Here is a 17,690-nt window from a genome sequence, read left to right on the forward strand (position 1 = left end):
TCTTCGAAGTTTGCAACTTCGAAGCATTTAAATAATCGAAAGCTACATTTTAAAACAAAGTGTAGCTTTTTTGATTTATTGAGAATGAAGAATGCGAAGTTTAAAACTTCGCATAGCGATAGCACCGCTAGCGCTCGTTTGTAACGAGTGCTATTTTACCAAGAGTAAGTAAAAAAGAAAAGCCTTTGTTCTGTTAACAAAGGCTTTTTAAATTTAAAAAGTGACCGGGCTGGGCTTACTTCGACATAGCTCAGCACAAGCTTCTCGCCCCTTGGATAATATGATATTAAAAATAAAAAAGTCCCCCATGTAAATGAAGGACTTCTTAATTGTGACCGGGCTGGGGCTCGAACCCAGGACCCTCTCCTTAAAAGGGAGATGCTCTACCAACTGAGCTACCAGGTCATTTTAATAACTAATATGTTGCTGTTAGCGGGTGCAAATATAATATCTATTTTTAATTAAACAATGCTTTTTTTGAAGAAATTTTTGTTTTTTTGCACCGCTTTAACGTATGTTTTTAATAATCAATTTATAGCAGTAAAATGATACTAGTTTTAATTGGATATATGGGATCCGGAAAGTCTTCCATTGGAAGAAGATTATCTAAGAAATTAAATTATGATCTAATTGACCTGGATGATTTTATTGAAGACCAGGAGAACGCCAGCGTTAAAGAGATCTTCGAATCTAAAGGCGAGATCTATTTTAGAAAAAAAGAAGAAGACTATCTCAAAGAACTTCTGGAAGTAGACAAAGATATTATACTGTCATTAGGAGGAGGCACCCCTTGTTTTGGCAATAATATGCAACATATCATTGATGCTGAAAATGCTACGAGTATTTATTTAAAAGCCTCCATACCAAAGCTTGCCAATAAACTCATTAAGAAGAAAAGTAAGCGCCCTTTAATTGCTCATATTGAAACAGAAGAAGCTTTAACAGAATTTATTGGTAAACACTTGTTCGAAAGATCGCCTTATTATAGTCAGGCGGAGTATACGATTATAACCGATGACAAAAGTAAAGATGAGATTGTTGATGACATTCTAGATTTATTCTAAAACGGCTTCAAACACTTTGCCTTCTAAAATTACATTAACGTGTTCGTGTAAGGATGTAGATAATGAAATGCCCTTAAAATCAGCTTTTACAGGATATTTTTTATGATTTCGGTTAACCAAAACGGCCGTTTTAAATTGCTTTAACGGGACATTTAAAAAATGCTTTACACCATAAATTAAAGTAGTACCGGAGTTTAAAACATCATCAACCAATACCAGGGATTTATTTTTATAATCCGCTTCCGAAATGGAGGTTTTAACTTCAGATTGCGGATTCTTTTTATCAATACTGACTTTGCATAGAACAGGGTTGATATCTGATATTTTTTGAAGGGCGGTTTTCAATTTTTTTGCAAACACGTAACCGTTTTTATCAATGCCCGCCAGTATAACTTCCGCTTCATCGACATTACTTTCATAGATCTGAAAAGCAATGCGTCTTATTTTATGATTGATTTCGGTATGATTTAATATCACATTATCTTTAACGGTCATATGCTTAGTTGTAAAAATTAAAGTATAAAATTACTCATTTTCGGTATTAAAATCGTCAATATCGCGCCTATCTTTTTTAGTGGGCCTGCCGGTGCCCTTTTTGCGGTAATAATCTTTAGAGTATTTTAAAAGCTCCCGGGCTTCAAATGCTTCCTTGGGAGTGGTGTCTGTTCTGTATATATCCACCAGTTTGGCGCCAACTCTGCTCTCAGGGATATCGTTAACCGTAAGCCTGTAGTTAATTTGGTTCTTTCTAAGTTCAATAACATCCTGTGCATAAACCTCTCTACTGGGCTTTACAACATCCTGGTTTACTTTAACCTGTCCCTTTTTACAGGCAGTAGTTGCCAGTGATCTGGTTTTATAATACCTAACACACCATAAATACTTATCTACACGCATATAATTATTGCTAAAACTACGTTAATGTTATTGCGCAAGATTATATTAAAATTGTATCTTGCGGCTCAAAAATAAGCATTATTAAAAATTAAAAGCGAAAATATTAATACGCCCTAAGTTTACTTTAATAAATGTTTAGGTTGAAGTTGAAAAAAATATAGCGAGATGAAGTTAGAAAGAATAGGTCTATTTATTTTATGTTTAACGGTTTGTTTGTTGTCCTGTAACAAGGATGATGGAGGCGATGATGGAGTTGTCATTGAAATAAGGGACAGGACGGAACAACAAGTAATAGATAATGATTCTATATTAGGATTCTTAGAAACGCACTACTATAATTCTGATGATTTTATTGGAAATCCGGATCCGGCCTTAGCCGACTTGGTTATTACTAAGTTGAACGAAGGAGAGTCGGTTCCAACAGGGCATACTTTATTAAAAACAGCAGTGGGTGATTCAAAAAAGACTGTTTTCGCTGATACGGATTACGAATATTATATTCTTAAATTAAACCAAGGTGGTGGCACGGATTCACCAACTTTTGCAGATAATATCCTGGTGACTTATGAAGGCTATACTATGGATGATGATTTAAATGATCTGGCAGATGCCTTTGATAGTAAAGTAAATCCGGATACTTATTTTGATTTAACAACGTTGGTTCCCGGTTGGAGAAAAACCTTTCCGCAATTTAATGTTGCTGAAGGTTTTGTTGATAATGGTGATGGTACGATCAATTTTACGAATCCCGGGTTAGGGGTAATGTTTTTACCTTCAGGATTGGGCTATTTTCAAAATGCACAAAGCGATATTCCATCCTATTCGCCCTTAATATTTAAGTTTGAATTGATCCATATGGAAGAGAATGATCATGATAATGATGGGATTCCTTCTTATTTGGAAGATCTAAATGGCGATGGCGAATTTACTGTTAACTCTGAGGATGCAGAAGATGAGACTGATGATGATACCGATGGCGATACATTTCCAAATTATTTTGACCCGGATGATGACGGGGATGGCATACCAACTGCCAATGAAGATATTGATGGCGATGGTGACCCAACCAATGATATAGGAAAAAATGGTATACCCAAATACTTGGATCCGGAAGAAACAGAATCTAATTAAAAAGAACTTCTATAAACAAAAACCTCGCCATTAGCGAGGTTTTTTTATTATGCTTTTTTTGATTTACAGTATAAGCGATAAACTTAAAATTAACTGATCCGGTCTGGTGTCAAGCCTATCAGGGTTTATATTATTGTTCTGTAAAAAGGTAGCTTCATTATTATTAAAACCACGTTCGTACCTTACATCAATACCAACTTTGTTAAGGTTTAAACCAATACCAAAGTTCAGCCCCACAGAAAAATCGTTTTCAATATTATTAATGGAAATACCATCAAATTCAGAGTCTAAAATATACTGAAATGACGGGCCACCAAATACACTGATCGGACCAATGACCTTGGCGCCCACTAACATAGGAGCATCGATTTTTTGCATATTAAAACTGTCATCGGTATAATCACTTTTTGTACTGGTATACATTACCTCCGGTTTAAAGTAAACCTTGGTACCGATTTTTCCAAAAAGACCGATATGATACCCAATATTTCTATCGGGATGTTTGGCATTATCACTTACAGAATCAAAATAATTACCATTGGCATTGTAGTTTAATCCGGCCTTTAACCCAAGTCCGGTAGCGGTTTGAGCTGTTGCCGTGGTAGATGCCAAGGCAATAATAAATAGGCCAAAAAATAGATTTTTAAAAGTTTTCATAACTGTTCGTTTTAAGATTTGATTAACATAATCAAAAACGTTGCCAAAACTAAATTATTTTTAGTGAAACTCAATTTTTGAGAAATCCGAAGGATGCACTTAAAAATTGTAAGTTGAACTAATCCCGTTGTAGAACGGGATCTCAGATACATTGTTGTTAATTTTTTTATTTGCTTTTTTCTTAACCTGATAATAGTGGATTCCTGGAATTGTGTACAGAAACTCAATTTTTGAGAAATCCGGAGGATGCACTTAAAATTGTAAGTTGAACTAATCCCGCTGAAAAGCGGTATCTCCATTTACTAAAATCTATGCATAGGAATCCGCATAATAAAGCAGGAAAACTAATTTAAAATTAAAAAAATATGTAGGTTTGCCAACTGAAGATATTAATTTAAGGATGAGGTTTGAATTAAAAGCACAGGACGTACAAAGTAAAGCCAGGGCAGGCAAAATAACTACCGATCATGGGGTGATTGAAACCCCAATTTTTATGCCTGTGGGTACGGTGGCTACGGTAAAAGGCGTGCATCAACGTGAATTGAAAGAAGATATAAACCCAGATATTATTTTAGGGAATACCTATCATTTATACCTGCGCCCGCAAACCGATATTATTGAAAAAGCCGGCGGACTTCATAAATTCATGAATTGGGACCGAAATATTTTAACCGATTCGGGTGGGTATCAGGTGTATTCGTTATCAGCAAACAGAAAGATCAAGGAAGAAGGTGTAAAGTTTAAGAGTCATATAGACGGAAGCTACCATGTATTCACGCCTGAAAATGTCATGGAGATACAGCGCAGCATTGGGGCTGATATCATTATGGCCTTTGATGAATGTACACCATATCCATGTGATTACAATTATGCCAAACGTTCCATGCATATGACACATCGTTGGTTAGACAGATGTATAGCCCATTTGGAGAAAACGCCGTTAAAGTATGACTATGATCAGGCCTTTTTCCCAATAGTGCAGGGAAGTACCTATAAAGATTTACGTATGCAATCAGCTGAATACATTGCAAGTTCCGGCGCTGTTGGTAATGCGATTGGTGGCTTATCGGTTGGAGAACCCGCAGAAGAGATGTATGCTATGACCGAGGTGGTTTGCGGTATTTTACCTGAAGATAAACCAAGATATTTAATGGGAGTTGGTACACCAATCAATATTTTAGAAAATATTGCGTTAGGAATAGATATGTTTGATTGTGTCATGCCGACACGTAATGCCCGAAACGGCATGCTGTTTACGGCAAATGGTACCATAAATATTAAAAATAAAAAATGGGAAGATGATTTCTCACCAATTGATGATATGGGCATCACTTTTGTTGATACGGAATATAGCAAGGCTTATTTACGTCATTTGTTCTCGGTTAATGAATTACTGGGAAAGCAAATTGCAACCATTCATAATCTGGGCTTTTATTTGTGGTTGGTTCGCGAAGCCAGAAAACATATATTAGCAGGAGATTTTAAAACCTGGAAAGACAGCATGGTAAAACAAATGGATAAACGTTTATAAAGTTAAGGTGAAGATACTGGATTGGTACATATTAAAACGTTATTTACTGACATTTACCATGATGCTGTTACTGTTTATTCCAATTGGAATTACAGTACATCTGGCTGAGAAAATTGGTAAAATTCTTGACAACGAAGTGCCTTTACCCGAAGTACTTTTGTATTTCTTGGATTTCACTATCTATTTTGCCCATTTATTGTTCCCGCTGTTTTTGTTCTTATCTGTTATTTGGTTTACCTCTAAACTTGCTAACAATACCGAGATCATAGCTTTTTTAAGCTCCGGTGTATCATTCACGCGTTTTTTAAGGCCGTATTTAATAGGGGCGGCTATAGTGGCTATGTTTTCTATAGTCCTGGGGCTATTTTTAGCACCAAATGCAAGCAAAGGATTTAATGACTTTAGTTATAAATACTTAAAAAAAGGAAGAAAAGCAGTTGATAATACCAATGTTTTTAGGCAGATAAATGATAATGAGGTCATTTACGTGAGTAGTTTTGATGTTAAAAATAATTACGGACAAAATTTCACTCTGGAACATTTTGAAAATAATAAACTCACTTATAAGATTAGCGCTAAAACTATAAGATATATTGAGAAAGATTCTGTTTACAGGTTATTGGATTATACTAAAAGAAATATTTTAGATAACGAAGACGAAATAGAATTTTTAAGAAAAAAGGATACGCTTTTTACTTTTAAGGTAGATGATCTTATACCTGTGATTTATGCTGCTGAAACCAAGATGTACGGTGATTTAAAACGTTTTATAGCAGATGAAGAGGCAAAAGGGTCCTCTCAGGTCGGACGCTTTAAGTTAGTACTATATCGAAAATGGAGCTTGCCGGTTTCGGTGTTTATATTAACCATTATAGCCGTAGCAGTGTCGTCTATTAAAAGGCGAGGGGGCATGGGAGTAAATCTTGCTGTTGGTATTTGTATAGCCATGGTTTTTGTGTTTTTTGATAAGGTCTTTGGGGTGATGGCAGAACAATCTGATTTTCCGCCGTTGGTAGCCGTATGGTTTCCTAATGTCATTTTTGGTATTTTAGCTGTTTACCTGTTATATAATGCCAAACGCTAAACTCAAAAATTATCTTCACCTTCATTTTTTAGTTTTTATTGCCGGTTTTACGGCTATTTTAGGTGAGTTAATTACCATTACCGCCATACCTTTAGTATGGTTCAGAATGGTTATGGCGGCTATTTTAATGTTTATTTATATTAAGATAGCCAGGGTGAAATTAAGCATTCGGCCAAAGTCGGTTTTAAAACTTTCAATTGCGGGAATACTTATTGCCATACATTGGATCACCTTTTTCGGAGCTATTGATGAGGCCAATATATCCATAGCACTAGCTATGTTTTCAACTGGTGCTTTTTTTGCGTCGTTTATTGAACCCATTATTTATAAACGACACATTATTTGGTATGAAATCCTTTTTGGAATACTGGTTATACTAGGTGTTTTTATCATTACACAAAGTGAAATTAAATATCTTACTGGTATACTTTTAGGTATTGCTTCGGCTTTTTTTTCATCATTATTTGCGGTATTAAACGGAAGTTTTTTAAAACAACACACCGCTACGGTGATTTCGTTTTATGAATTTTTAAGTGGTGTATTTTTCATTTCATTGTATATAGTTTTTTTTACTGATGGATTCAGCCGGGATTTTTTCAATTTAAGCCAATCAGATTTTATCTATTTATTCATTTTAGCATCCATATGTACTGCCTATGCGTTTATAGCTTCAGTGTATGTCATGAAACTTATAAGCCCCTATACGGTGGTTTTAACGTATAATTTAGAGCCGGTTTACGGTATACTTATGGCAATCATTCTATTTCCGGAAAAAGAAAAAATGAGTTCTTCTTTTTACTACGGAGCCATAATTATCATTGCAACAGTCATATTGAATGGTATACTGAAAAACTCAAGAAAGCTAAAAAGAAAATATTCATAGTCCTTTATCAAGATTAAAGTTTTTATATTTGTAGCCTAACCAAAATTAATAGCCAAAAGGAATTCTTATGGAATATTTAGAATTTGAACTTCCCATTAAAGAGCTTGAAGAGCAACTTCAAAAATGCCTGATAATTGGGGAAGAAAGTGAAGTTGACGTCACGGAGACGTGTGCGCAAATTGAAAAGAAATTAGCAGCTACCCAGAAGGATATATATAAAAAATTGACACCATGGCAACGTGTTCAGTTGTCGCGTCACCCGAACAGACCCTATACTTTGGACTATATTAATGCTATTTGTGGGGACTCTTTTTTAGAGTTACATGGCGACAGAAGCTTTAAAGATGATAAAGCCATGATTGGTGGTTTGGGCAAGATTGGTGACCAAAGTTTTATGTTTATCGGACAGCAAAAAGGTTATAATACTAAAACAAGACAATACCGCAATTTTGGAATGGCAAACCCGGAAGGGTACCGCAAAGCCCTTCGTTTAATGAAGATGGCAGAAAAGTTTGGTATCCCTGTTGTGACGCTTTTAGATACTCCGGGAGCCTATCCGGGTCTGGAAGCTGAAGAACGCGGACAAGGAGAAGCTATTGCCAGAAACATTTTAGAAATGACCAGGCTTGAAGTACCTATTATAACAATAATTATTGGTGAAGGAGCTTCAGGTGGTGCCTTGGGAATTGGGGTTGGAGATAAAGTTTTAATGCTGGAAAACACCTGGTATTCGGTAATTTCGCCGGAGTCCTGTTCTTCTATTTTGTGGCGTAGTTGGGAGTATAAAGAACAAGCTGCTGAAGCTTTAAAGCTTACTGCTACCGATATGAAAAAGCTTAAGTTGGTTGATGAAATTATTAAAGAACCTTTAGGAGGCGCTCATAGAGATAGAGAAAAAACATTTATTACGGTTAGTAACAGCATTGTAAAATCTTACGAGGCTTTAAAAAACTTATCACCAAAAGATTTAGTTGCTAAACGTATGGATAAATATGCTAACATGGGCGTGTATAAAGGCTAATGCTTTTAAAACCAAACCATACAAAAATCTGAAGTTAGTCACTTCGGATTTTTTTTAGCTTATTCACAATATATTTTAGTTATTAACAGTTAAATTGTTAACTGTTAGTTGAAAATCCAATGTTACGTCATTGTTAATTAACCCGTCTTTTTAGTTACTTTCGTAGTCATGAAACAACCTAACCAAGTCCAAGGATATAAAGTAGATAAGAGCACCCTGATCAGTCTTGAAAAAGGAAAAATACCTCCTCAAGCACTTGATTTAGAGGAGGTTGTGTTGGGAGCGATGATGATTGACAAAAAAGGAGTTGATGAGGTTATCGATATTTTAAGCCCCGAAGCATTCTATAAAGAAGCCCATCAGCACATTTTTGAAGCCATTTTTCAGTTGTTTGAAAATAGCGAGCCCATAGACTTATTAACCGTTTCTACCCAGTTAAAGAAGAATGCGAAACTGGAAATGGTCGGTGGTGATTTTTACCTCATTTCTTTAACGCAAAAAGTATCATCTTCAGCACATATTGAGTTTCATGCACGTATTATTTTGCAGAAATTTATTCAGCGTAGTTTGATTAAGATTTCAAGTGAAATTATTGAAGATTCCTATGATGAAACCAAAGATGTTTTTGATTTATTGGATAAGGCTGAAGCCAAATTATATGAGGTTACTCAGGGAAATATTAAAAAGTCCAGTGAATCAGCCCAGGATTTGGTAATTCAGGCCAAAAAGAAAATTGAAGAAATTTCCAATAAGGAAGGTTTAAGTGGTATTCCAACCGGGTTTACCAAGCTTGATAAATTAACATCCGGTTGGCAGCCATCAGATTTAATTATTGTAGCGGCACGTCCCGGTATGGGTAAAACAGCGTTAACATTGTCTATGGCAAGAAATATTGCTGTTGATCAAAATATCCCGGTGGCGTTTTTCTCATTAGAGATGTCATCAGTTCAGTTAATTACACGTTTGATTTCCAGTGAAACAGGATTGTCTTCAGAAAAACTGCGTACCGGTAAACTGGAAAAGCATGAGTGGGAGCAACTTAACGTTAAAGTAAAAGGATTAGAAAAAGCACCGCTTTTTATTGATGACACCCCATCACTTTCCATTTTCGACTTAAGAGCTAAGGCACGTCGTTTGTCATCGCAGCATGATATTAAGTTGATCATGATTGATTACCTGCAACTTATGACCGGTGGAAGTGCTACTACCGGAAACAGGGAACAGGAAATATCCATGATCTCCAGAAACTTGAAAGCCCTGGCCAAAGAGCTGAATGTTCCGGTGATTGCATTATCACAGTTGTCACGGGCTGTTGAAACACGTGGAGGCAGTAAACGTCCGTTACTATCAGATCTACGTGAATCCGGAGCCATTGAGCAGGATGCTGATATTGTAAGTTTTATTTACAGACCGGAATACTATAAAATTGATGAATGGGATGATGAAGAGCGCTCGCCTACGGAAGGACAGGCGGAATTCATCATTGCAAAACACAGAAATGGTGGACTGGATAATATCAGGCTGAAATTTATTGGTCATCTTGGTAAATTTGACAATTTGGATGACTTTGATTCGCCTTTCGAATTCCATTCAAAAATGAATGCCGCAGCTAATGATGATACCTTCAAACCGGACAACTTTACAGCAAGCCCGGATCAGGCCTTTGGTAGTTCATTTAATGAGGAAGACGATAATGATGTCCCCTTCTAAGCATTAATCTTCTGTTAAAGGCGCTCCAAAAAGCCAAAAAATTAAGTATCTTTCCACTTATGAAACGTGTAATGGCCCTGATACTATTCCTGTTTATTTCGGTAAATGCTTTTGCATCCTATATTCTTATTCCTATGGATGCCGAAAGTCAAAAAAATCATTTAAAAGCTTACGGTATTACGTACTGGACACTTAAAAAAGAACTAAAAGTAAAATGGTTGCTTAATTACAGAGGAGGGTCATTTTTGTTGCCGGATACCGAGGACATTCAAAAGGAATGCCAGATAAGAGGGGTTTCTTTTGAAGTGATTTCCAATACTATGGCAGAAGTAATTTTAGAGGAAATAAGTAGTCCCAGTAAAAACATGGAAGCTGTGGTTTTAGAGAAAGCTCCTAAAATTGCGGTTTATACACCAAGTGGTAAACAACCCTGGGATGATGCCGTAACTATGGTTTTGCAATATGCCGAAATTCCTTATGAAACTGTTTACGACGAAGAAGTTTTAAATGATAACCTGTTATTGTATGATTGGCTGCATTTGCATCATGAGGATTTTACAGGGCAATACGGTAAATTTTATGGCGCCTACAGGGCGGCATCCTGGTACATTAAGGAGAAGAAATCGGCAGAAGCTTTAGCTGCAAAATTAGGCTATGATAAAGTGTCTCAGGAAAAATTAGATGTAGCTTTAAAGATCAGAGATTATGTCATTGGTGGTGGTTTTATGTTTGCTATGTGCAGTGCTACCGATAGTTTTGATATTGCTTTATCAGCTGAAGGGATTGACATTTGCGAGCCTATGTTTGACGGTGATGGAAGTGAAGCCGGTTATCAAAATAAAATAGATTTTGACAGAACGTTTGCGTTTAAAGACTTTACTTTAGAACGAAGCCCATTAATTTATGAGTTTTCATCCATTGATATGACCAGAAAGCGTAATGTTTCCAGAACCACGGACTATTTTTCTTTAATGGAGTTTTCGGCTAAGTGGGATCCAATTCCAACAATGTTGTGCCAAAACCACACGGCATTGATAAAAGGTTTTATGGGACAAACCACGTCTTTCACCAGGGATGAAATAAAGTCTAACGTATTAATAATGGGTGAAACCAAAATTAACGGAGAAGCTAAATACATCCACGGCATAAAGGGCAAAGGATTCTTTACCTTTTATGGTGGTCATGACCCGGAAGATTATCAGCATAGAGTAGGAGACTCTAAAACAGAATTAGATTTACATCCAACTTCTCCGGGATACAGGCTTATATTGAACAATGTGCTTTTTCCCGCAGCCAGAAAGAAGAAGCAGAAAACCTGATAAGTTTAAATTTCGACTGTTGAGGTTGTTATTTTAAAGGTGAAAATAAAACCATCAGCCCCAGCGCCGGTAGATAAACTATTTTGATCTATTATTAGAATAGTATTATCGGTTTCAGAATTGTAAATTTCTCCAAATTCATTCCCGTCCAGAACTGTAAAAAGATTCGTTGCTACATCAAAAATTAAAAAGTCATAAGTTCCAGTATCTAAACCATCTTCTATCATATCATCAGGGTTTAGATTTTCCACATAAAGCTTATTAGTGAATTGGTCATAATTCCAAACAATATCCCCAACTTCAAAATCATTATCTACTCCGGCTAAACCACCACTTACGTTTATTAAGTTCCAATGATATAATGTTATCACCGTTGGTTCATTGTTGCCGTCATCAGACAGATTACAACTGGTAATTGTCAAAAAAATTGTCGCAAGTATTAAAATCTTTCTTTTCATAGCATTAAGGTTTATTGTATAAGATTACTAAATTAGTCAAAGGTTGCGTTAATGTTAAAAATAATGTTGTCTAATTTATTTCTTATACTGTTTAAGTATATATTTGATTGACAATAAAATTAATATGAATTTTTTTCAACGGCAAATAAAGTTAAAACCTTACCCAAGAGGCTTTCATTTAATTACGGATGAAGTGTTAAGAGCTTTCCCTGAAATTAAACAAATCAACATGGGGCAATTACAAGTGTTTATAAAGCATACCTCGGCGAGCCTCACTCTTAATGAAAACGCAGATTATACGGTGCGAACGGATTTTGAAAGCCACTTTAACAAGATGGTTCCTGAAAATGCGCCGTACTATAGACATACATATGAGGGGCCGGATGATATGCCAGCCCATATAAAAGCTTCTTTGCTAGGCGCTTCAGTTGAAATACCGGTATCAGATGGAAAACTTAACTTAGGAATCTGGCAAGGAATCTATTTATGCGAACACAGGGATTTCGGAGGGTCAAGAAATCTGGTGATAACCGTTTTTGGAGTATAATTCAATTCATAAATGAGACTACAAAAGTTTTTCTTTTTGATATTACAATCCGTGTTTTTTTGGACAATAGCTTTTTTTATTTATGTCTTTATAAAATACCATGGTCTGGAAGAAGAACTACAGATTTATACAGACGATAGATTATCTCTTCCGGTTGTTGATTTTTACAGATTTGGTATTTATTTAGGATTAATTATAGGGGTTATATACGCCATAATCGAATTTATTTTTGACGCCTATTTAAGTAAAAAGCTCGCCTTAGGTGCTACTATTATTATTAAATCTATTATTTATTTAATAATAATGGTGGTAATATTAAGTGTTTTTTCGTTTTACATAGAAAAACAAGTTAATATTGATTTACCAAATGAACGGGGTTGGTGGCGCACCGATCCTTTTTTCTGGAATACCATACTGTACTTTGTGGCATCATCAGTAATATTTTCACTTTTAAAAGTTGCCATTGATAAATTTGGTCCGGGGGTTTTCTTTAATATGCTTTTAGGAAAGTATAGAAAACCACGGGAAGAAGAGCGAATTTTAATGTTTATTGATTTGAAGGATTCAACAAAAATTGCTGAACAATTGGGACATGTGCGCTATAGTAGGTTTATACAAGACTGCTTTACCGATTTAAATAGCGTACTTAGAAAGTATGAAGCCGATATTTATCAATATGTTGGGGATGAAGCTGTTTTAAGTTGGGTAACCAAAAAAGGTTTTAGAAAAAATAATTGTGTGAATTTATTTTTTGCTTTTAAGAATAAATTACAGAAAAAGCGGGAGCGCTATCTCAATAAATATGGTATTGCTCCTCAATTTAAGGCTGGACTACATTGTGGAAGATTAATGATTGCGGAAGTTGGCACTATTAAAAAGGAATTGGCGTTTCATGGCGATGTTATTAATACAGCAGCTAGGATTCAAGGTTTATGTAATAAACATAATGCCGAATTATTAATGTCTCAAGAATTATTGGAAAAATCTTTGATACCCCTTAAATATAATACAACTTTTATCGGCGATATTGAATTCAAGGGAAAGACTAACGTGCTTAAGATACATAAGATTACCGATAAAAAAACAGAGTAAAACAAAAAAACCGATTCGTAAGAATCGGTTTTTTATTAAGCGAAATATATGTTTTACAATAGGCTAAGCGCCTTATTTTACTTTATCAACTACAGCTTTAAAAGCTTCAGGATTATTCATAGCTAAATCGGCTAAAACCTTACGGTTTAACTCAATATTATTAGCTTTTAATTTCCCCATAAATTGAGAATAAGATAAACCGTGTTCTCTGGCACCGGCATTAATACGGGTAATCCATAAGGCACGGAATGTTCTCTTTTTGTTTCTACGGTCTCTGTACGAATATTGCATCGCTCTGTCAACCGCATTTTTAGCTACTGTCCAAACGTTCTTACGTCTTCCAAAGTAACCTTTTGCTTGTTTGATAATCTTTTTTCTTCTAGCTCTTTTAGCTACAGAATTTACTGATCTTGGCATAATTTTTAATTTTTTTGTAGCAGGCGGCCAAAAACTTTGACACTTTCACTGAGCCTGACTCCAGGGTTTATAAATTTATTTAACCGGTTAAAGCTTTTGTTACTTTAAACGTAACATGACCTTAACATTCTCTTCATCAGACTTGTGTACTAACGTGTCATGAGTCAGAGCAAGCTTACGCTTTTTAGACTTTTTTGTCAATATATGACTCTTAAAAGCATGCTTTCTTTTAATCTTACCGGTACCCGTTAACTTAAAACGTTTTTTGGCACTGGATTTTGTTTTCATTTTAGGCATTTCTTCTCCTAGGTTTTTAATTATCTCGCTTAATTACCTTGTGCTGAACTCATTTCAGCATCTTATTTTTTCGGAGCAATGAACATCGTCATGCGTTTTCCCTCAAGTTTTGGCATTTGTTCTACTTTGCCAAATTCTTCCAGATCCTGAGCTAAACGTAATAACAAGATTTGTCCTTGCTCTTTAAATATGATCGATCGTCCCTTAAAGAAAACAAAAGCTTTAAGCTTGGCGCCTTCTTTTAAGAACTTTTCTGCATGTTTCTTTTTAAATTGGTAATCATGATCATCGGTCTGAGGCCCAAAACGAATCTCTTTAATTACCACTTTACTGGCTTTAGCCTTTAAGGCTTTTTCCCGTTTCTTTTGTTCGTAAAGAAACTTTTTATAATCCATAACTTTGCAAACCGGCGGGTCTGCTTTAGGAGATATCTCAACTAAATCTAAACCTTTGTCATCGGCAATGCTTAAGGCTTCTCTAATGCTATAGATGCCAACTTCAACATTGTCACCTACAACACGTACTTTAGGCGATGTAATTTTAGAGTTAATTCTGTGTTTATCTTCTTTAATAACTCTTTGAGGCTGTCTTCTTCTTCTAATTGCTATGGCTTATCTGTTTTTTAATTAAACTTTATTTATTTCCTTAGAACGATTTTAACGTTTTATCAATTTCTTCTTTTATAATATTTGAGAAAGAGTCTACAGACATCATGCCTAAATCGGCTCCACCGTGTTTACGCACGGTAACCATATTTTCTTTCTCTTCCTGCTCACCAATGATGAGCATAAATGGGTGTTTTTGCATTTCGGCTTCCCGAATTTTCTTCCCAACGGTCTCATTTCTATGGTCTACAAGGGCGCGAATTTCGTGATTTTCTAGCAAATTTAAAACTTTTTCAGAGTATTTTTCATATTTCTCGCTGAGCGACAATATAATACACTGAGTTGGCATTAACCAAAGCGGGAAATTACCACCGGTATGCTCAAGTAATATTGCTACAAAACGTTCCATACTGCCAAATGGGGCTCTGTGGATCATGATAGGACGGTGTAACTCGTTGTCACTGCCTTTATACGTAAGGTCAAAACGCTCAGGTAAATTATAATCTGCTTGTATAGTACCAAGTTGCCATTGCCTGCCAAGAGCATCTTTTACCATAAAATCCAGCTTGGGCCCATAAAAGGCCGCTTCCCCTTTTTCAACTACGTAATCTAATCCTTTATCAGTTGCAGCATTAATAATAGCTTGCTCCGCTTTTTCCCAATTGGCTACATCACCTATATATTTGTCTGGATTTTCAGGATCCCTTACAGAAACTTGCGCAGTAAAGTTATCAAACCCTAAAGATTTAAATACATAAAGTACTAAATCAATAACGTTTTTAAATTCTTCGTCCAACTGGTCCGGCGTACAAAATATATGAGCGTCATCCTGAGTAAAGCCCCTAACACGAGTTAAACCGTGTAATTCGCCACTTTGCTCGTATCTATAAACAGTACCAAATTCAGCATAACGTATAGGTAAATCCTTATAGCTCCATTGAAAACTATTGTAAATCTCACAGTGGTGCGGACAGTTCATAGGTTTCAACAAGAACTCCTCATCATCTTTGGGGGTGTTTATAGGCTGAAAACTGTCTTCACCATATTTGGCATAATGCCCGGAAGTAACATATAGTTCTTTCTGACCAATGTGAGGAGACGCTACCATGTCATAACCCGCTTTCTTTTGGGCGGCCTTTAAAAAGTTTTCTAAACGCTCACGCAATGCAGCACCTTTTGGTAACCATAATGGCAAACCCTGTCCTACCTTTTGTGAAAACGTAAACAATTCTAATTCTTTACCAAGTTTTCTATGATCCCGTTTTTTAGCTTCTTCCAATAAGTGCAGGTACTCGGTAAGCTCTTTTTGCTTGGGGAATGAGATACCATAAACACGGGTTAATTGAGGTTTGGTTTCATCCCCGCGCCAATAGGCTCCGGCCACACTTAAAACTTTAACCGCTTTAATTATTCCGGTATTGGGAATGTGTCCGCCACGGCATAGATCAGTAAACGTGGAGTGATCACAAAATGTAATAGTGCCGTCCTCCAAATTTTCAATAAGTTCCGTTTTAAACTCGTTATCCTTATATAATGTAAGAGCTTCAGCCTTAGTAGCAGAACGCATTTTAAACTCGTGCTTGCCACGGGCGATTTCCAGCATTTTGTCCTCTATACTTTTAAAATCCTTTTCAGATACTGTGTGCTCACCAAAGTCAACGTCGTAGTAAAATCCGTTTTCAATAGCAGGACCAATAGTTAATTTCACACCGGGATATAGTTCTTCAATAGCCTGAGCCAAAACGTGTGCGGATGAATGCCAAAAAGCTGTTTTGCCTGCATCATCTCTCCAGGTATATAAAACCAATGCTCCGTCGGTGGCCAATGGAGTCACCGTTTCAACAGTTGTACCATTAAAACTTGCCGAAATCACATTTCTGGCCAACCCTTCGCTAATACTCTTAGCAACATCCATTGGTGTAACGTTTTGCTCAAACGTTTTTACACTACCGTCAGGTAAAGTAATATGTATCATCAATTCAATTTAAAATCAGGGAGCAAAGATAATAGTATAAACAAATCCACACAATATATATATAGTTATAATTTTTTCAGGGGCGTTCCCTTCGTACCTCAGGTCGGGCTTTCTGCTATATCTTTCTGCGAAGCATTTCTGAACTGGTTTTTGGATCTCATTGAGGAGTAGGCCCTATCTCATGACAGGAGTTTTTCCTTTTAAGGCTCCGCATAAAGGATGTCGTTACAATCGCTAACGCGTTTCAGTGCGCAGTCTTCAGTATGCAGTGAGCAGTGTGCAGTATTCAGTGTTCAGTATGCAGTGTGCAGTATTCAGTTCTTATACCTTTATATATAATATTAAGGAGTAGGATATTAAGAAAGGTTTTAGTCTTTTGTCTTTGTTCTTGGTTCTTGTTTCCTGTTTCATTGTTAATTATTCACTATTCATTATTCATTATTTCAGTCTTCGGTCTTTGTTCTTTGTTCTTTGTTCTTTGCTTGTTATTTCGTATCTTATAGGTTTGTGATTTCCGCGGGTTTTTTATTTTGAGTAATTTTTTTTAGGATTTTTTTGAGTTGTAACCTACTGGTTATAAGGCTATAGAAGAGGTGTTTAAAAAAGATTTAAAAAAAGGTTGTAAAAAGGTATTGTGGAATGAGAAATAGGTATTATGTTTGCAGCCGCAAAAACGGGGAATTAATTTTTGTTTTTGCGTTGTTCATAATAGGTATTTGGATTTAGAAAAAGGGTTAAAAAATTTTTTCTAAAAAAATATATAAAAAGTATTGTGGGTAAAAAAAAAGGGTTTTATATTTGCACCCGCTAAAGTCGGGAAGGCTTTAGACAAGTATATAATAAGTTCATAAACATATTGAAATTGACAGCGTAAGTAGCAACTGGAAACGGTTGTTACTAAAGAGAGAATAAACCATTTTGAGTACTGAAGATTCTATTTAGTTGTTAGAAGATAAGAGCATTTTTTAAAGTGCTTAACAATTTAACGATGAAGAGTTTGAT

18 protein-coding genes and 1 tRNA gene are annotated in these 17,690 nt (G+C 35.8%); 10 read left to right on the top strand and 9 right to left on the bottom strand.

The window, feature by feature from the left end; genetic code table 11:
- Positions 1-332 precede the first annotated feature (332 nt).
- Positions 333-405 (bottom strand) — tRNA-Lys (locus Q0983_RS02825).
- Positions 406-545: 140 nt separating this feature from the next.
- Between Q0983_RS02825 and Q0983_RS02830 the strand changes: the two genes are divergently transcribed.
- Positions 546-1,064, top strand: a complete 519-nt coding sequence (locus Q0983_RS02830; RefSeq protein ID WP_299548396.1) for a shikimate kinase — start codon at positions 546-548, stop codon at positions 1,062-1,064.
- Here Q0983_RS02830 and Q0983_RS02835 read toward each other — a convergent pair.
- Both Q0983_RS02835 and Q0983_RS02840 read right to left on the bottom strand, forming a co-directional pair.
- Positions 1,056-1,559 carry a phosphoribosyltransferase domain-containing protein gene (locus Q0983_RS02835; protein WP_299548399.1) on the bottom strand — a complete coding sequence of 168 codons (504 nt, stop codon included), beginning with the start codon at positions 1,557-1,559 and terminating at the stop codon, positions 1,056-1,058. The two genes, Q0983_RS02830 and Q0983_RS02835, sit on opposite strands and share 9 nt — an antisense overlap.
- Positions 1,560-1,589: 30 nt before the next feature.
- Positions 1,590-1,961 carry a S4 domain-containing protein gene (locus Q0983_RS02840; protein ID WP_299548401.1) on the bottom strand — a complete coding sequence of 124 codons (372 nt, stop codon included), beginning with the start codon at positions 1,959-1,961 and terminating at the stop codon, positions 1,590-1,592.
- Between the two features lie 165 nt (positions 1,962-2,126).
- Here Q0983_RS02840 and Q0983_RS02845 point away from each other — a divergent pair, with 165 nt between their 5' ends.
- Positions 2,127-3,092, top strand: coding sequence for a peptidylprolyl isomerase (locus Q0983_RS02845; RefSeq protein WP_299548404.1), 966 nt, complete (start codon positions 2,127-2,129; stop codon positions 3,090-3,092).
- A gap of 63 nt (positions 3,093-3,155) precedes the next feature.
- On the opposite strand, the gene Q0983_RS02850 is transcribed toward Q0983_RS02845, so the two are convergent.
- The gene (locus Q0983_RS02850) at positions 3,156-3,749 is read right to left on the bottom strand and encodes an outer membrane beta-barrel protein (protein ID WP_299548407.1); all 594 of its coding nucleotides are present in this window, start codon (positions 3,747-3,749) and stop codon (positions 3,156-3,158) included.
- A gap of 400 nt (positions 3,750-4,149) precedes the next feature.
- Here Q0983_RS02850 and tgt point away from each other — a divergent pair, with 400 nt between their 5' ends.
- The 6 genes from tgt (at position 4,150) to Q0983_RS02880 (ending at position 11,297) form a co-directional block, all read left to right on the top strand.
- The gene (tgt, locus tag Q0983_RS02855; RefSeq protein ID WP_299548447.1) at positions 4,150-5,280 is read left to right on the top strand and encodes a tRNA guanosine(34) transglycosylase Tgt; all 1,131 of its coding nucleotides are present in this window, start codon (positions 4,150-4,152) and stop codon (positions 5,278-5,280) included.
- Positions 5,281-5,287: 7 nt separating this feature from the next.
- Positions 5,288-6,364, top strand: coding sequence for an LptF/LptG family permease (locus Q0983_RS02860; protein WP_299548410.1), 1,077 nt, complete (start codon positions 5,288-5,290; stop codon positions 6,362-6,364).
- Positions 6,351-7,247 (top strand): DMT family transporter, encoded by an 897-nt coding sequence (locus Q0983_RS02865; RefSeq protein WP_299548413.1) that lies wholly within the window; start codon positions 6,351-6,353, stop codon positions 7,245-7,247. The genes Q0983_RS02860 and Q0983_RS02865 overlap by 14 nt, the downstream gene beginning before the upstream one ends.
- A gap of 67 nt (positions 7,248-7,314) precedes the next feature.
- Positions 7,315-8,268, top strand: coding sequence for an acetyl-CoA carboxylase carboxyltransferase subunit alpha (locus Q0983_RS02870; protein WP_299548417.1), 954 nt, complete (start codon positions 7,315-7,317; stop codon positions 8,266-8,268).
- A 168-nt stretch (positions 8,269-8,436) separates the two neighbouring features.
- On the top strand, positions 8,437-9,978 hold the full coding sequence (dnaB, locus tag Q0983_RS02875; protein WP_299548420.1) for a replicative DNA helicase: 1,542 nt from the start codon (positions 8,437-8,439) through the stop codon (positions 9,976-9,978).
- Between the two features lie 134 nt (positions 9,979-10,112).
- The gene (locus Q0983_RS02880) at positions 10,113-11,297 is read left to right on the top strand and encodes an asparagine synthetase B (RefSeq protein ID WP_366140986.1); all 1,185 of its coding nucleotides are present in this window, start codon (positions 10,113-10,115) and stop codon (positions 11,295-11,297) included.
- A 5-nt stretch (positions 11,298-11,302) separates the two neighbouring features.
- On the opposite strand, the gene Q0983_RS02885 is transcribed toward Q0983_RS02880, so the two are convergent.
- The gene (locus Q0983_RS02885) at positions 11,303-11,755 is read right to left on the bottom strand and encodes a hypothetical protein (RefSeq protein WP_299548426.1); all 453 of its coding nucleotides are present in this window, start codon (positions 11,753-11,755) and stop codon (positions 11,303-11,305) included.
- 124 nt (positions 11,756-11,879) lie between these two features.
- On the opposite strand from Q0983_RS02885, the gene Q0983_RS02890 reads away from it, so the two are divergent.
- Both Q0983_RS02890 and Q0983_RS02895 read left to right on the top strand, forming a co-directional pair.
- Positions 11,880-12,302, top strand: a complete 423-nt coding sequence (locus Q0983_RS02890) for a secondary thiamine-phosphate synthase enzyme YjbQ (protein WP_299548429.1) — start codon at positions 11,880-11,882, stop codon at positions 12,300-12,302.
- A 12-nt stretch (positions 12,303-12,314) separates the two neighbouring features.
- Positions 12,315-13,394, top strand: a complete 1,080-nt coding sequence (locus tag Q0983_RS02895; protein WP_299548432.1) for an adenylate/guanylate cyclase domain-containing protein — start codon at positions 12,315-12,317, stop codon at positions 13,392-13,394.
- 72 nt (positions 13,395-13,466) lie between these two features.
- On the opposite strand, the gene rplT is transcribed toward Q0983_RS02895, so the two are convergent.
- The 4 genes from rplT to thrS all read right to left on the bottom strand — a co-directional run bounded on the left by rplT (position 13,467) and on the right by thrS (position 16,688).
- Positions 13,467-13,811 (bottom strand): 50S ribosomal protein L20, encoded by a 345-nt coding sequence (gene rplT, locus Q0983_RS02900; protein ID WP_076697181.1) that lies wholly within the window; start codon positions 13,809-13,811, stop codon positions 13,467-13,469.
- 99 nt (positions 13,812-13,910) lie between these two features.
- A complete protein-coding gene (gene rpmI, locus Q0983_RS02905) occupies positions 13,911-14,108 on the bottom strand; it encodes a 50S ribosomal protein L35 (RefSeq protein ID WP_299548441.1) in 198 nt (65 codons plus the stop codon).
- A 62-nt stretch (positions 14,109-14,170) separates the two neighbouring features.
- Positions 14,171-14,680, bottom strand: a complete 510-nt coding sequence (gene infC, locus Q0983_RS02910) for a translation initiation factor IF-3 (protein WP_299548450.1) — start codon at positions 14,678-14,680, stop codon at positions 14,171-14,173.
- 73 nt (positions 14,681-14,753) lie between these two features.
- The gene (gene thrS, locus Q0983_RS02915) at positions 14,754-16,688 is read right to left on the bottom strand and encodes a threonine--tRNA ligase (protein ID WP_299548444.1); all 1,935 of its coding nucleotides are present in this window, start codon (positions 16,686-16,688) and stop codon (positions 14,754-14,756) included.
- Between the last annotated feature and the right edge of the window lie 1,002 nt (positions 16,689-17,690).

Origin of the sequence: Seonamhaeicola sp. (assembly GCF_028281565.1) — a bacterium.
Taxonomy (GTDB): Bacteria; Bacteroidota; Bacteroidia; order Flavobacteriales; family Flavobacteriaceae; genus Seonamhaeicola.